11 protein-coding genes and 1 other RNA gene are annotated in these 15,168 nt (G+C 38.4%); 9 read left to right on the top strand and 3 right to left on the bottom strand.

The features are described 5' to 3' along the window. The first annotated feature begins 131 nt into the window (after nucleotides 1–131). Nucleotides 132–1,772: a TldD/PmbA family protein gene (locus JHD79_RS06255; protein WP_199118355.1), complete on the top strand. Its 1,641-nt coding sequence runs from the start codon at nucleotides 132–134 to the stop codon at nucleotides 1,770–1,772. A 268-nt stretch (nucleotides 1,773–2,040) separates the two neighbouring features. After that, nucleotides 2,041–2,408, top strand: a transfer-messenger RNA (tmRNA) gene (ssrA, locus tag JHD79_RS06250). Nucleotides 2,409–2,578: 170 nt separating this feature from the next. Here the strand turns inward: ssrA and JHD79_RS06245 are convergent. Beyond that, complete coding sequence (locus tag JHD79_RS06245) at nucleotides 2,579–2,746, bottom strand: hypothetical protein (protein ID WP_199118354.1); 168 nt, start codon at nucleotides 2,744–2,746, stop codon at nucleotides 2,579–2,581. Nucleotides 2,747–2,921: 175 nt separating this feature from the next. Here JHD79_RS06245 and JHD79_RS06240 point away from each other — a divergent pair, with 175 nt between their 5' ends. The 3 genes from JHD79_RS06240 to JHD79_RS06230 all read left to right on the top strand — a co-directional run bounded on the left by JHD79_RS06240 (nucleotide 2,922) and on the right by JHD79_RS06230 (nucleotide 5,659). Continuing rightward, nucleotides 2,922–3,797 carry an AraC family transcriptional regulator gene (locus JHD79_RS06240; RefSeq protein WP_199118353.1) on the top strand — a complete coding sequence of 292 codons (876 nt, stop codon included), beginning with the start codon at nucleotides 2,922–2,924 and terminating at the stop codon, nucleotides 3,795–3,797. A 63-nt stretch (nucleotides 3,798–3,860) separates the two neighbouring features. Next, on the top strand, nucleotides 3,861–4,988 hold the full coding sequence (locus JHD79_RS06235; RefSeq protein ID WP_233164593.1) for an aldo/keto reductase: 1,128 nt from the start codon (nucleotides 3,861–3,863) through the stop codon (nucleotides 4,986–4,988). A 59-nt stretch (nucleotides 4,989–5,047) separates the two neighbouring features. Then, on the top strand, nucleotides 5,048–5,659 hold the full coding sequence (locus JHD79_RS06230) for an NAD(P)H-dependent oxidoreductase (protein ID WP_199118352.1): 612 nt from the start codon (nucleotides 5,048–5,050) through the stop codon (nucleotides 5,657–5,659). A gap of 158 nt (nucleotides 5,660–5,817) precedes the next feature. On the opposite strand, the gene JHD79_RS06225 is transcribed toward JHD79_RS06230, so the two are convergent. Both JHD79_RS06225 and JHD79_RS06220 read right to left on the bottom strand, forming a co-directional pair. Further along, nucleotides 5,818–6,366: a cupin domain-containing protein gene (locus JHD79_RS06225; RefSeq protein WP_199118351.1), complete on the bottom strand. Its 549-nt coding sequence runs from the start codon at nucleotides 6,364–6,366 to the stop codon at nucleotides 5,818–5,820. A 62-nt stretch (nucleotides 6,367–6,428) separates the two neighbouring features. Then, nucleotides 6,429–7,253, bottom strand: coding sequence for a helix-turn-helix domain-containing protein (locus tag JHD79_RS06220; RefSeq protein WP_370583305.1), 825 nt, complete (start codon nucleotides 7,251–7,253; stop codon nucleotides 6,429–6,431). Between the two features lie 377 nt (nucleotides 7,254–7,630). Between JHD79_RS06220 and JHD79_RS06215 the strand changes: the two genes are divergently transcribed. The 4 genes from JHD79_RS06215 (at nucleotide 7,631) to JHD79_RS06200 (ending at nucleotide 15,031) form a co-directional block, all read left to right on the top strand. Next, complete coding sequence (locus JHD79_RS06215) at nucleotides 7,631–9,250, top strand: tetratricopeptide repeat protein (protein WP_199118349.1); 1,620 nt, start codon at nucleotides 7,631–7,633, stop codon at nucleotides 9,248–9,250. A gap of 223 nt (nucleotides 9,251–9,473) precedes the next feature. Then, nucleotides 9,474–12,215 carry a TonB-dependent receptor domain-containing protein gene (locus JHD79_RS06210; protein WP_199118348.1) on the top strand — a complete coding sequence of 914 codons (2,742 nt, stop codon included), beginning with the start codon at nucleotides 9,474–9,476 and terminating at the stop codon, nucleotides 12,213–12,215. A 23-nt stretch (nucleotides 12,216–12,238) separates the two neighbouring features. Continuing rightward, nucleotides 12,239–13,861: an Ig-like domain-containing protein gene (locus tag JHD79_RS06205; protein ID WP_199118347.1), complete on the top strand. Its 1,623-nt coding sequence runs from the start codon at nucleotides 12,239–12,241 to the stop codon at nucleotides 13,859–13,861. Nucleotides 13,862–13,954: 93 nt separating this feature from the next. Beyond that, nucleotides 13,955–15,031, top strand: coding sequence for a phytase (locus JHD79_RS06200; protein WP_199118346.1), 1,077 nt, complete (start codon nucleotides 13,955–13,957; stop codon nucleotides 15,029–15,031). Nucleotides 15,032–15,168: the final 137 nt, after the last annotated feature.

Below are 15,168 nucleotides of genomic sequence, written 5' to 3'. Positions count from 1 at the left end.
AGAAGAGGGTGTTATTACCCTATTGTCATTCCGTACTCCATAAAGAATCTATACTAATTAGATCATGAAACAAGTTAAGGAAGACAAATAGATTTTAAACACCCTCTTCTTTTACAACTAAATTCAAGACTTTGAAAAGAAGAGACTTTTTATATATGACAGGTATGGGAGCAGGTGCAAGCATGCTCCAAAGCCTACCTGTTTTTGGTAAAATCATATCCGTTGAAGAGGCCCTAACCCCTGTTGATATTGCCCTAAAGAAAAAAATGGCAGATGTAGCCCTTAATGCTGCAAAATCGGGTGGTGCCAGTTATGCCGATGTTCGGATTGGTCGTTACCTTAACCAGGTAATTGCTACACGCGAAAAAAGGGTAGACAATATTTCCAATGCCGAATCTTATGGCATGGGCATTCGTGTACTGGCCAATGGCAGTTGGGGGTTTGCCGCCACCAACAATTTGGACAATGACAGTATTGCCAAAGCCGCCAAAATAGCGGTAGCTATTGCAAAGGGCAATGCCAAGCTGATGAGTGAACCTGTTCAATTGGCTCCGCAAAAAGGCTTTGGAGAGGTCAGTTGGAAAACACCAATAGAAATTAATGCTTTCGAAGTACCTATTGCCGACAAAGTAGATTTACTGCTTAACGTGAACAACGAAGCCATTAAGGGGGGTGCCAAATACATCAACTCCAATTTGTTCATGGTCAATGAACAAAAATATTTTGCTTCTACCGATGGTTCTTATATCGATCAGGATATCCACCGCATTTGGCCTACCTTTACACTTACCAAAATTGATGCTGCTGCCGGAAAGTTTGAAACCCGTAATGCTTTAAGTGCCCCAATGGGCATGGGCTTCGAATACCTCAAGCCTCTAGAAAGTGAAAAAATAAAAGGAGGTCCGGTAACCTTATATAAAAAACGGTATGATATTCTAGAGGATGTTCGCGAAGCCGCTGTTCATGTGGATGAAAAACTTAAAGCCAAGCCTATTGCTCCAGGAAAATATGATCTGGTACTGGATCCCTCCCACTTGTTCCTGACCATACATGAATCGGTGGGCCACCCTACCGAATTAGATCGTGTTTTGGGCTATGAAGCCAACTATGCTGGCACCAGCTTTTTAACGTTAGATAAATGGGAAAGCAAAAAGTTCAACTTTGGCAGTAAAGAGGTCAACATTGTAGCCGACAAACTGGAGGCAGGATCTTTAGGTTCGGTAGGATATGATGATGAAGGGGTAAAATGCGGTAAATGGGACATTATTAAAGATGGGATTTTGGTAAATTACCAAACCATCAGAGATCAGGCACATATTTTGGGACTCAAAGAATCGCAGGGCTGCTGCTATGCCGATAGTTGGGACAGCATACAGTTTCAGCGCATGCCAAATGTTTCACTTTCACCTGGCAAGGTCCCATTGTCGGCCGCCGAAATGGTAAAAAATGTAGAAAAGGGCATTTATATGTTTGGTAGAAATTCTTATTCCATAGACCAACAGCGGTATAATTTCCAGTTCAGCGCACAACTTGCCTACGAAATTAAAGAAGGAAAAATTGTGGGCATGTTTAAAGATGCCGCTTATCAGGCCAATACACAAGAGTTTTGGAATGCTTGTGTGCAACGTTGTGATAAGACCGACTATCGATTGGGCGGAACTTTTTCAGATGGTAAGGGACAACCAGGACAGGCCAGTGCCGTATCACACGGAAGCCCCACTACCCGCTTTAATGGTATAAACGTGATTAATACAGGACGTAAAATCAGCTAAATATGAGCCTTTATTGGCAAGTTACACACTGATGATATAGGAATACGATCAAAAATTTTGTACATTTGTAATTGGAAAAAGGATAAAAGAGCAAAGAGCAAAGAGCAAAGAGCAAAGAGCAAAGAGCAAAGAGCAAAGAGCAAAGAGCAAAGAGCAAAGAGCAAAGAGCAAAGAGCAAAGAGCAAAGAGCAAAGAGCAAAGAGCAAAGAGCAAAGATTAAGGATTTAAGCTTTTAATCTTCAATTGACTTTTAACTTTTAACTAAAATGGGGCCGTTTTGGATTTGACAGGGTGGCGCTGAGTATGTAAGCATGCAGTGCGTTGTACGGTGAGCACTTTAAAGAGAACGTTCAAAACAATAATTGGCGAAAATAACTACGCCTTAGCTGCCTAATTTAGAATTACGTAAGCTTTTGTCTCGCTAACTGCTGCATAGTTAGGTTAGCATCAGAGGCATCGATATAACCATGCTAGCTTTTGTAAGGTACGCTACAAGAGCGAAACAAAGTACCTAAGGACTATGGCAAGGTCGGTTTCCAGCCCGCCTCATCCCTACAATCAATTGGAAAATAAGCATGAAGAAAGCATAATTTATCACACAACTGGACAAGGGTTCGAACCCCTTCGGCTCCACCAAGAAACCTCTATTTTATTGAATAACAAATAGTTACACAATAAACTAGAGGTTTGTTTTTTCTGTACAAAAAACAAAAACATTTGATAATCAATTAATTACCGTGTTCGACCACTAAGACACTACCCTCCTATAAACGATAATCAGTTGATTATCATTAAGCAACCTACTGTTAAGGTTCCCGTGAATAAAGTTGCTTTAATGTTATTCCTACAATCATTTCCGTGATTAACTTGATGATCTTATCTTCTTTCTCCTGCTCGCTCTCAACGTTCGCCTTGATTATTCTACTGTTAATATCGTTGTGACGACTGATACGATTTGCTTTTCTCTTTTTCATGTTTTTATTCTAAAGATCCCTGAAATACAATAAAAAAATGAATGGTTACTGGAATCTCTGATTCAAGAAAACACATATCACCTCAAATGGGAGAAAAGTATTTTATTTATAAAATAATGACCCAATTGATTATATGCTATTGCTTCATCACCTTTGAATTTATTAATTTTGAAAAATGAATAAAAAGCGACAAACAGAAACTTCTGAATTTAATTCCGAGTTGAAACTTCAAGGATTTAAAATCTATAAGACCGATAGTAAATCAGGAGGACACAACTATAGCCGCAAGGATTTTTACAAGATAAATATCACTAATGGCAAATTCCTATTCCATTACGCAGATCGTACCATAGAAACAGAAGAAACATATCTGTTTTTTGGAAATCCTCATATTCCCTATTCCTGCGATCCTGTATCAAAGGAGTTTCATGGTTATACCTGTTTATTCACGGAAGATTTTTTAAAGCAGATTGACCGTTCCGAAAGCCTCCAACAATCCCCACTCTTTAAACTAGGCGGAACACCAATTTTTAACCTCAATAACAGTCAGAGAGAAATTATTAGTGATTTGTTCAGAAAGATGGTAGACGAACAACAATCGACGTACAGCTTTAAAGATGAGCTTATACGGAATTACATTAGCTTGATCATTCATGAGGCATTAAAGATGCAGCCTACAGAAAACAGTGCCACACAAAACAATGCTGCAAAAAGGATCACCTCTGTATTTCTTGAGCTTTTAGAAAGACAGTTCCCAATTGAAAGCACTGATCACCCGTTAGAACTTAGAACCGCACAGGATTACGCAAAACAGCTTTCGGTACACGTTAACTACCTGAACAGCTCTGTAAAAGAAATCACCGGAAAACCTACCACAAGCCACATTACAGATAGGATCATTAGTGAAGCAAAAGCACTGTTGCTTCATACGGACTGGAATATTTCTGAGATTGCTTACGCCCTAGGATTTGAATACCCAACGTACTTCAATAATTTCTTCAAGAAAAAAACAGGTTGTGTCCCCAAATCCATCAGAAAAGATAATATTTGATTTTTATACTTTTTCATTTGTTTTTCTTTATTTTAAAACTAAAGTTGTTTTGACCTTTGTAGCATGGATAATGATATGCACCTCATTAAGCGTCGCGACTTTTTGACGATGACGACATTAGCGACAACAGGTTTGATTGCTGCTCCTCTTTATTCGCTCGGAGCAGGCAACTCATCCGAAAATCATAAAAATGGAGAAAACAACATGAAAACAAGAAAACTGGGAAAAATGGAGGTTTCGGAAATAGGACTTGGATGTATGAATATGACGGGAAATTACAATCCGCCAGCAGACCACCAAAAGTCTATTGCGACTATTCGTAAAGCATTCGAAAATGGAGTAACATTTTTTGATACGGCAGAGGTTTATGGTCCTTACACAGACGAAAAATTAGTTGGAGAAGCATTACAACCCTTTCGCGATCAGGTAAAGATCGCCACCAAATTCGGATTTGCGATTGATGGAACAGTTGGGCTAGATAGCCGACCAGAAAGAATTAAAAGAGTTGTTGAGGAGTCACTAAAACGTCTTCGTACAGACCATATCGATCTATACTATCAACACCGAGTCGACCCAAATGTTCCAATTGAAGATGTTGCTGGAACTATAAAAGATCTCATTAAACAAGGAAAAGTTTTACATTTTGGGCTATCGGAAGCCAGTGCAAAGACAATCCGTCGTGCCCATGCCGTGCAGGAAGTTTCAGCAGTACAATCTGAATATTCTTTGTGGACACGTAATGTAGAATTAAACGGCGTGCTAAACACTTGTGAAGAATTGGGCATTGGGTTTGTACCATGGTCACCTGTAGGTGCAGGATTTTTAACTGGCAAGTACGACACAAATACTGAATTTGATGAAAAATCAGATTTCAGGGCTGGGTTCCCTCGTTTCTCGAAGGAGTTTTTACCATTAAATATGCCAATAATAGAATGGTTAAGAAGCTATGCAGCCACAAAGAATGCTACACCCGCACAGATATCTCTTGCATGGCTGCTCGCCAAAAGCCCTACAATCGTTCCGATACCAGGCACCCGTTTCCAAACGCATCTACTGGAGAATCTTGGAGCACAGGATGTCCGTTTGACAATAGAAGACATTCAAGATATAGAAACTTCTCTTTCCAAGTTCCCTGTTTTCGGCGATAGAATGGGAAAGGACCACATGAGTTCAATCGATTATACGATTTAAGAATAATATGAATTGACCCTTTATACTTTGGCAATTAAATATATAAATAAAAATACACAATGAAAAAAGTACTATTGATCAATACCCATTTAACCTATCCCAATTGGTCAGAAGGAAAATTAAATGACGCATTTAATAGAAAGGCAAAAGAATTGTTTGAATCCTATGATTTTGAAGTCCTGGAAACTAAAGTTGAGAATGGTTATATTGCAGACGAGGAAGTTGAAAAGCATCTTCAGGCTGATATCATCGTTCTGCAAACACCCATTAACTGGTTCGGAGCCCCTTGGATCTATAAAAAGTATGTAGATGAGGTTTTCAACAGTGGTTTGCATAGCACGAAGTTTTTATCGGGCGACGGCAGGACAAGAGAAGATGCTACCAGACAATATGGATCAGGGGGAAAAATGGCTGGAAAAAAATTCATGGTTTGTGCAACATGGAATGCACCAAAGTCAGGATTTGGCGATGTTGACCAACAACTGTTCCGTGGCGCAACAACTGCTGATCTACTATTACCGATTACCAGCAATTATCGTTTTTGTGGAGTAGAAATCATGCCAGATTACAATTGCTTTGATATTTTCAAAGATGGAGATATTGGTGGAGATTTAGCAAATTATCCAGAATATTTGAAAAACATTTTTGAACTTAAATCTAATAAGAAATAGTTAGCTAAAGATTATACTTCATTCAGACTTTCAAAAAAGGTTAAAATAGGCATCAAGTGTTCGACTGTGACCCCGTCCACTCCACGATCAAGGTCTGGCAATTGTCCAGGCCTTATTTATTTATACCATTTATATTAAATTGTATATGTCAATCTTGCTTAAATAGTTAGACCTGGCCCAACAACCTTCATTCCACATTCTTTATGGATTTGAGCTATCTCCTCTTTACTTGGTTGATGATCAAGGTTGTTCATCGTTCTAAAGAATTCTTCCGCCTTCCCAGCAGGCTGAACCAAGTAGATCAATTTACCTTTGTCTGTAAGCTGAATCCAGGTATGTGGAATATTTTTTGGCAGAAAGATCGTATCGCCTGCGCTTAGTTCCATTAATTTTCCCCCCACCGAAAACCGATACCTACCTTCTACTACATAAAAAATTTCATCCTGATAAAAATGAATATGCATAGAGGGACCTGTTTTTTCATATCCAATATATTCGAATACGGCCAACATTCCACCCGTATCTTTTTTTGATATTTTGATATCATTGGGATTTTTACCTTTATACAGAAATGATTCGCCAAAGCGCCCCTTTCCAGAGGGAACAACAAAAGCTTCTTTTTTATGTTCCTGTGTCTGTGCATGACCGCTTAGCCCCATCAATGCAATGGCACCAAGGCTACCCTTTAAAAATTCTTTTCTTTCCATCTGCTGATTTTTATTCCAAATATCGGCAGTAGCTTAAAAACCATAGTGGTAAAAAACAGACATTAATAAGTTTCTTCCAAACCGAGTAAGCGCTCGGGAGATTCCATAGCAAAAAAGGCAGAGGGAGTAAGGCCTGTAAGCATTTTATAGTCTTTACTCAGGTGTTGATAATCCTCATAACCACAATCAATAGCAATCTTAAACCAACTCATGTCAGTAGCATTGTTCTTCATTCTATAGGCCTGGTCAAATCTCTTAATTTTCAAAAATGCTTTTGGACTGATGCCTATTCTTTCTATAAATTTTCGGTTAAATTGGCGATGGGAAAGAAAGCTTCTACCCACAAAATCATCTAATGAATAGCTTAAATCAGGTCTCATCATAAGTAAAGCTGTATAATCAACTTGATGTGCTTCTTTTTTTATCATTTTTATCTTACTCATGACATAAGCCTCCACTATTGTTATCATTTCTGCATGGCTCTTTGCATGAAAAAGCTGATCGTTTACCTGTTCGATTCCAAATCCGAGAACATCACTTGCGTCTACTGCTTCGTTGGTAAGCAAGCTTGCCGGTATTCCAAGCAATCGATATAGTGCACCAGGTTCAAATACAACCTGAACAGAAAGAAACTTTGAATAAACCGTACGCATATTAATAATGGTATGTTGTCCAAACAATAACGCGTTTTTTGGGACAATGCTCTTTGCCATGCCCTCATACGTTATTTTTGTTAAGCTAGGAAAAAACTGAAGGCACTGTTCTGGTCTTGGCGTATAAATTTTAGGTGGTATGGATTCGCCATTTGGAAATTCAAAATCAATTATCCTGTAACACCTCACAAAAGGGGCAAGCAATTCATTTGGCCTGACTTCTCTTAAATGCATGAAGGAAATTATTAATTAACCTAAGTTCGGACTAAACGAACTCAGCATCATACTACTTTACATTTTTAATACCAGATCTATATTAAATATAATCAAAAAATAACAATAACAGCAGGTTTTGATAAAAGTACTATGAGTACATACCTGATATTCGAACGCCACAAGTTAAAACCTATAGGCTCTTTCAAGCCTTAACAGTTAGCCCTCCTTAATTAACAATTTAATAACAATTAATTAATTAAAAACCACCCAATAAAGCTCCTTTCTTTGTATGGAATTAGGCTCTTCTGTTTACGTTCGCAGATACCTTTTAACTCATATCAACCCATTTTTAGATCAATTATGGTCTAAAAAATAAATCATGCAAAAAAGAAAAAATGTCAGCAGAAAGAATTCAAATCAATATTGCACTTATATTTATTCTTACTTTTTATTCCCTTTTTTCCAATGCACAACGCTATTCTGTTGAGCAATTGAAACAATTAAGCCAGCACCAGCCCGATTCGGCCATGGTACTCCTTAAAAAAAATTATAGTCGGGCTTTAACTGAAAACAGAAAAGAGCAAGAAGCTTTATGTCTGCAACAAATGGGATGGATATGTTTCTCGCAAGGGCACTATAAATTGGCTTTAGCCTATTATCTGGATGCAGATAAAATCTTCAATACCTTAAGCAACCTGGATCTGAAAGCCTCTAATCTTAATGATATCGGTCTGTTCTACTATTACAATAAACAAATAGATCTGGCCAAAGAGCATTACGACAAGGCTTTGGTGTTATTACAGAAGACTAAAAACAAAAAGGGAATAGCAGAAACCTTTGGCAATATCGGACATATTTATGAAAAGAAACAACAGTATGATAGTGCCCTCTTTTATCAAAGGCTAGCCTTGCAAAATTTCTCTTCCACCAAGGATAAAAACGGTGTAGCAAAAATCTATGAAAATTTAGGAAGTGTTTATGAAGATTTGGAAAAATATGATTCCGCGGCGGTTTATTTCAAAAAATCCTTGGTACTTTATGAAGAGGCAAAAAATGAAATTGGTAGTGTAGAAGTTGTCAATAATTTAGGAGACCTTTTACGCAAGACGGGGAAGTATGCTCAAAGTATAGCCAAAACCAAAGAAGCTTATCAAATGGCTTTAGATTTGGGCAATAACTATCAATTAGCGGCAACAACAAAAGATTTGGGAAAAACCTTTGGGTTAATGGGGAAAATGGATAGTGCCTATCATTATTCTGAATTAAGCAGAAAACACACTTTGGATATCTACTCGCTTGATGGTATAAAGCAAACCTCTTTTCTACATGCCTTATATGATATGGACAAGAAAAGTGACGAAATAAGAGAATTACAGGCTAACCGAAAAGTAAACCAAACCATCATTATAGCCACTTTAATTGTCTTGGCATTGCTTATCGCACTTTCTGTTACCCTTTATAGCAGGCAAAGGTTAAAAATCAAGGAACAACAAGCAGATGCAAGACAAAAGCAAATAGAAAGTGAGCTACTTGCCTCTCAGTTAAAAAATCAGCAGCTGGAAGAAGACAAACTAAAAGAGCAATTAGATTTAAAAAGCAAAGAGCTATCTAATCATACTTTAAACCTTATTCGCAACAATCAATTTCTTGAGCGCATGAGAAGTTCTTTACAGCTTATGGTAAAGGATGAAAAAAGGGACCAGAAAAGACAAATGCAAAAACTAATCCACGAGATTAACGACAGTATTACGCAGGAGCAGCATTGGAAAGAGTTTACCTTTGCCTTTGAACAGGTACACCAAAGTTTTTTTGAAAGACTTAAAGAGATTAGCCAAGACCTCACCGCTTCTGATATACGGTTAATTACCTTACTGAAAATCAACCTGAATTCAACAGATATATCCACTTTATTGGGAATTTCAAACGATAGTTTGCGTGTTGCCCGTTATCGATTAAGAAAAAAGTTAAATCTTCCAACAGGAGAAAATCTAACCTCCTATATCCAATCTATCTAATCCATGGCACTTAACAATTAGTTTACCTATACATAACCAAAGCATAATGGAGGTCAAAAAACAACACAAATAAATGATTATCAATAATTTAAAACATAATGTTCACACAAAATATACGCTAAAAACTACCGTGTTGCCTTAATGTAACGGTAGAAATTATTCTATCTGTTTTGTGCATATCATCTTTGCTTCGTCAAACAAAAATCAAACTTGACCAAAAGTTATGAGCAAAACTTTATGCATTTTATTTAAACGTCTGCTAACACTTGTTACCATAGGCCTTTTTGTGTTTGCCGGAGTTACAAATGCCCAAACCATCAGAGGAGTGGTAACCGATTCGCAATCGGGTGAAGCACTGACAGGGGTCAGCATTTCTAGCAACGGTCAGCCTTCCCGAAAAGCCATTACCGGTCTTAACGGTCATTTTTCTATGGAGCATATCACCTTCCCTGTTACAATTACCTGCACTTATGTGGGCTATATAGAAAAACACATTAGCCTTACCATACCACCGGAAAAAGAGATCGAGATCAAATTAAGTTCGTCTAATGTATCACTTAAAGAAGTGGCCGTATTGTCAAGTCATGGCGACGAAACTGAAAATAAGGCTCGCAGCGTGGAAAGGCAGGCCATGAACGTCATGAACGTCATGAGTGCTAAAGCCATAGAGCTATCGCCCGATATCACCGTCGCCAATGTGCTGCAGCGCATGTCGGGAGCAGTAGTGGAAAGAAGTGCCAATGGAGAGGGACGTTATGCCATACTTCGCGGCATGGATAAACGCTTTAATTATACCTTAGTAAATGGAATAAAAATACCAAGCCCCGATAATAAGAACCGGTTTGTTCCACTGGATATTTTTCCCGCCGAATTATTGGACAGGCTTGAAGTGACCAAATCACTGACCGCCAATATGGAAGCCGATGGTATTGGTGGCGCCATTGATATGGTCATGAAAGATGCGCCATCTCATCGTTCCATTTCAGCCAACCTGTCTACAGGATACAACTTTCAGTACTTCAAAAGAGATTTCCAATATTTTGATCATTCAATCATCAACCCTAAATCGCCTACCGAGAAATATGGTTTGGCTTACCCGGTGAAAATGAAAGACTTTACAAATGCCAATTTGGCATTAAAGGCACAAACAGCACTTCCAGGACTAAATGCTGGCTTTTCTTACGGAGATAGGTTCTTTAAGCAACAATTAGGTATTATGCTGGCCGGAAGCGTTCAAAATAATTATCGGGGCAATACTAACGACTTATATGGTGGCGTTGGTTCTGACTTTACACAGACCATCACCCATCGTTATTTTTCTGAACAGCAAAGCAGGATGGGTTTTCATGCCAAATTTGATTATAACTTAGATAAGAACAATAAACTGGTTTGGTATAACGCTTACATGAATTTTAGCGAAGCACAGGTAAGAGATGCCGAAAGCCGCACTTCACAAACCACACGTATGCTCTGGAACCAGCAGCAGATCCTGAACAGTACACTTAAAGGTTTGCATAAATTGGCCAATAACCGCTTGCAATTGGATTGGTCGGCCGTATACGCTAAAGCCTTAAATGAAACACCTGATAATACACAGATCAATGTAACCATTGTAAATGGCCTATATCGCATTGCTCAGGACGTTGGAGCATTGCGCAGATGGGAACATAATTCAGATGAAGACAAAGCCGGATACCTGAATATGAAATATTTCATCAATACAGGAAAAAGTCAGATAGAGCTCTCTACCGGAGGCTTATATCGCGATAAAATACGTAATAGTTATTTTAATGAATACCTTTTCCGCCCTTTTGATGAAAATAAGCCAGAGGAAGCTCAGCGTGAGCTCATAAAAGGTCGTGACTGGAATAATTATGACGAAATCAAATTTGAAGTAAAAGAGTTTGGAAACATTAGTGACCCCCTTAATTACGATGCATCGGAAAAAATTGCCGCAGGTTACCTTCAATCCAAATATGTATATCATCATCTGCAATTACTTGCCGGCATAAGGGCCGAAAACACAAGACAAGGTTATCTTTTAAAATTCCCTACCGAGGGGGCCCGTAATGCAGGTGAACAAAATTATACAGATATGCTACCATCGGCACATCTCAAATATGAACTGAACAAGCACACCAATTTACGTGCATCATATGCAAAAGCCATCAATAGGCCAAGTTTTTTTGAAATAGTACCTTATCAGATCATTAGCGAAGATTATAAAGAACGCGGTAATCCGGATATTCAACATACCGTAGCACATAACTATGACCTGCGTTACGAATATTATCCGCGTCAGGCAGAGCAGTTTATGCTAGGCCTATTCTACAAGAAAATAATTAATCCCATTGAATTTAGCATGGTTACCGGTTTTGGACAGGATACCTATTATATGCCCATGAATTTTGGGAATGCCTATAACTTGGGGGCAGAGTTAGATCTATTGAAATACTTTAACTGGTTTGGTATTAAAGCCAACTATACCTATACCCACTCCCGTATTACAACTACCAAAAAAGATGAAATGCCTAATCCCGATGAGGGAGCATCCAACAAATATATTACCGTAAATGTTGACCAAAGCAGACCCTTATACGGACAAGCCGCGCATGTGGTTAATTTTTCTCTCCTCTTTAAAGATGTGCGACATGGTTGGGACGGACAGTTAGCCTATTCCTATACAGGAGAGCGACTACTTATCGTATCTCCCTATTATAATCGCGACAGCTGGCTTGCAGGATTTTCTCAATTCGATGCTTCGATCGAAAAAAAGTTAAGCCGACATATGGGAACGTTTATCAAGGCCTCAAATCTGCTCAACTCCCCTACCATTCAATACATTAAGCTAAACCGGCAAAATGAATCACAACAGCATGTAAAGCGTTACAAAGGCGGAGTGGTAGAACGCTATAACTATTATGGACAAAATATCATGATTGGGATCAGATATAAATTTTCTTAGAAAACTTAAAATTATATAATAAGATGAAAAATAAACTACTTTCTTTACTGTTAATGCTCACGGCTTTATTGACTTTTAACAGTTGTAAAAAAACGGATTCCGAAACACCCATTGCAGGGATCACCATGTCTCCAACCTCTATCTCTTTAAAACCAGAGGAAACCAAGAAATTGAGCGTCACCTTTTTTCCAGAGAACGTAACCAACAAAAGCATGGTATGGAAATCATCTAATGAATCTGTTGCTACCGTAGACAATGAGGGTAAAGTAACTGCACTAAAAGAAGGATCGGCCATCATAACTGCTACCTCATCTCAAAATCCGGGTATTTCGGCAAAGTGCGACGTCACTATTTCTTGGACACAAATGGATAAAGTAAGTGGTGAGGTAAGTGGAGTTTGGGAGAAAAACACAACTGTTTTTGTATCGGGCCATCTTACCATACCCGAAGGTAAAACATTGACCATACAAGAAGGTGTAAAGGTCATTTTTGATGATAACGGCGTAGGTGCCAGCCATACCAGGATTGAAGTGATGGTTAATGGAAGCCTGTATTGCAAAGGAACCAAGGCAAATCCCATTATGTTTACTGTTACAGAGAGCAAACGTACTTCTGCCAATACGTTTGCAGGTTTGTGGGGCGGTATTATAGCCTCAGCTAAATGCCCTGAAATGTTATTTGACAATGTTATTATCGAATACACAGGTGGAGAAGTTGTTTCAGATTCTCCTTCGGCCATAGCAGGTATTTACACCGCTGGTGGCGATGCCGATCCACAGATCACCACAAATAACGTAAATGGGAAATATGTGATCATCAACTCTACACTACGTAATGGTGCTTCAGACGCCATATATTTTATCGGTGGAAGTGCCATTGTTCAGAACAATATTCTTTATGCCAATGGTAAAACAGGCGGAGAGGGCATTAATGTAAAAGCCGGATGTAAGGTTGATGTTGCACAGAATATTATTTACAGTCCTAATACAAATGGACTAAAACTATCAAGCTCTGGACAGGACGATGCAGCAGGAAGATTTCAGGCGAGCATTAAAGCTTATAATAATACCATTATCAATGCAGGCTGGCGTCGTGATGGTGTTAAAGGGGGGAGTATTTACGTAGAAAAAGCTGCTTTGGTGGGTGTTTTCAATAACCTGATGGTAAATAGCAAATTTAAGGCAATGACCCCTAAATGGGGCACTGTAAGCGTAAAAGACGGATGTGATGATAAATCGATAATTGATTATAATTTTTACGCGTCGGGCTCACAAACAAGTACGCTTGCACAAGATGTTTCGGGAGGTACCACAACGGCTTATTTAGGTTATACTTTAGCTAATGCCAATGTGTATCCTGCTAATGTAGATCAGCATAGCCTGGTAAGCACATCTGCCGGAGATGCAGCTAAAGATCCAAAATTTGTAAATTTCACCTTCAACACCAATGCATTAACGAGCTATATTTATGACAGCAACTGGGATTTCTCTGTACAGGCCGGTTCACCTGTTCTTACAGGAGCTTACAGTGGTACTGGTAATGCTATCCTTACACCACACTTTACAGCAACTGGAATTACGGTAAATAGTGTTAATTATAAATCATTGGCTCCTGCAGCACGTTTCGGTGCATTTGGAACAAAATAATTTTTGAAATAAATCCACATTAAAAATATAGCGGACGCCTTCCGGATATACTGGACAGGCGTTTGCTTTTAAAAAACAAAGATATTTTATCACATGAGTTTTCTAAAGCAAAATACCCTGATCTTATTTACGGGCTTATTATTAGGTGCAGCCTGTAAAGGCAATGCACAAAAGGACATTATTGCCGATACCGTGAAACCTGTTATCATTACAGAAGCCGTAAATCACGATTCGGATGATCCAGCCATCTGGATCAATAAAGAAGATCCCTCTAAAAGTTTGATTATTGGAACTGACAAAGACATTAATGGTGCCTTGTTTGTATTCGACCTGAACGGAAAGATTGTTAAAGATAAAGTGGTTAGTGGTTTAAAAAGACCTAACAACGTTGATATTGCTTATGGTTTGATACTAAACGGAAAGCCAACAGACATTGCGGTAACAACAGAGCGTTTTACCCATAAGCTGAGAATATTTTCTTTACCCAACATGCAAGCTATAGATAATGGTGGTTTAGATATGTTTGAAGGAGAAACCGAAACTGACTACCGTGATTTAATGGGGATTGCCTTATATACTTCCAAAAAAGGCAATATCTATGCCATTGTGGGCAGAAAAAATGGGCCTAAAGAAGGTTATTTATGGCAATATCTATTGTCAGACAACGGAAAAGGACAGATTAAAGCCAAACTGGTTAGAAAATTTGGAAGCTACAGCGGGAAAAAGGAAATTGAAGCAATTGCCGTAGATAATGAACTGGGCTACATTTATTACGCCGACGAACAAGTTGGGGTAAAACAATATTATGCCGATCCTGAAAAAGGCAATAAACAATTGGCCTTATTTGCTACAGAAGGTTTTTCTGCAGATCATGAAGGGATCTCCATTTACAAACTAACCGATACTACAGGATATATTTTGGTTTCTGATCAAGGTTCAAATCGTTTTCAAATATTTAGCAGAGAAGGCACAAAAGAAAACCCTCATGAGCATAAGCTTTTAAAAATTGTTCCAGTTGCAGCCACACAAAGTGATGGATCTGATGTGGTAAACCTGCCATTAAATAATACTTTTAAACACGGACTTTTTGTAGTGATGAGCGATGACAAAACCTTTCATTACTACAGATGGGAAGACATAGCAGGTAAACAATTACAAACAAAATATTAATAATAGAACAAGCAAGTTCTTCAGATTGGCCATAAATAAGAATTTTTCACCCAATCGTTTTTAGGTTATAAGGAGCTTTTGGCCGTGGGTTTGAGCTTAGCCAGACCTGTAGAAAGGAATGATTAAAAAATCATTCC

The organism is Pedobacter sp. ASV28 (assembly GCF_016428855.1).
Taxonomy (GTDB): Bacteria; Bacteroidota; Bacteroidia; order Sphingobacteriales; family Sphingobacteriaceae; genus Pedobacter.
This window is presented reverse-complemented; position numbering and strand designations above follow the sequence as displayed.

Coding starts and splice junctions, on each gene's coding strand:
- JHD79_RS06200 (WP_199118346.1), top strand. CDS start 13,955: ATGAGTTTTCTAAAGCAAAATACCCTGATCTTATTTACGGGCTTATTA.
- JHD79_RS06235 (WP_233164593.1), top strand. CDS start 3,861: ATGGATAATGATATGCACCTCATTAAGCGTCGCGACTTTTTGACGATG.
- JHD79_RS06230 (WP_199118352.1), top strand. CDS start 5,048: ATGAAAAAAGTACTATTGATCAATACCCATTTAACCTATCCCAATTGG.
- JHD79_RS06220 (WP_370583305.1), bottom strand. CDS start 7,253: ATGCATTTAAGAGAAGTCAGGCCAAATGAATTGCTTGCCCCTTTTGTG.
- JHD79_RS06215 (WP_199118349.1), top strand. CDS start 7,631: ATGTCAGCAGAAAGAATTCAAATCAATATTGCACTTATATTTATTCTT.
- JHD79_RS06205 (WP_199118347.1), top strand. CDS start 12,239: ATGAAAAATAAACTACTTTCTTTACTGTTAATGCTCACGGCTTTATTG.
- JHD79_RS06245 (WP_199118354.1), bottom strand. CDS start 2,746: ATGAAAAAGAGAAAAGCAAATCGTATCAGTCGTCACAACGATATTAAC.
- JHD79_RS06210 (WP_199118348.1), top strand. CDS start 9,474: ATGAGCAAAACTTTATGCATTTTATTTAAACGTCTGCTAACACTTGTT.
- JHD79_RS06240 (WP_199118353.1), top strand. CDS start 2,922: ATGAATAAAAAGCGACAAACAGAAACTTCTGAATTTAATTCCGAGTTG.
- JHD79_RS06225 (WP_199118351.1), bottom strand. CDS start 6,366: ATGGAAAGAAAAGAATTTTTAAAGGGTAGCCTTGGTGCCATTGCATTG.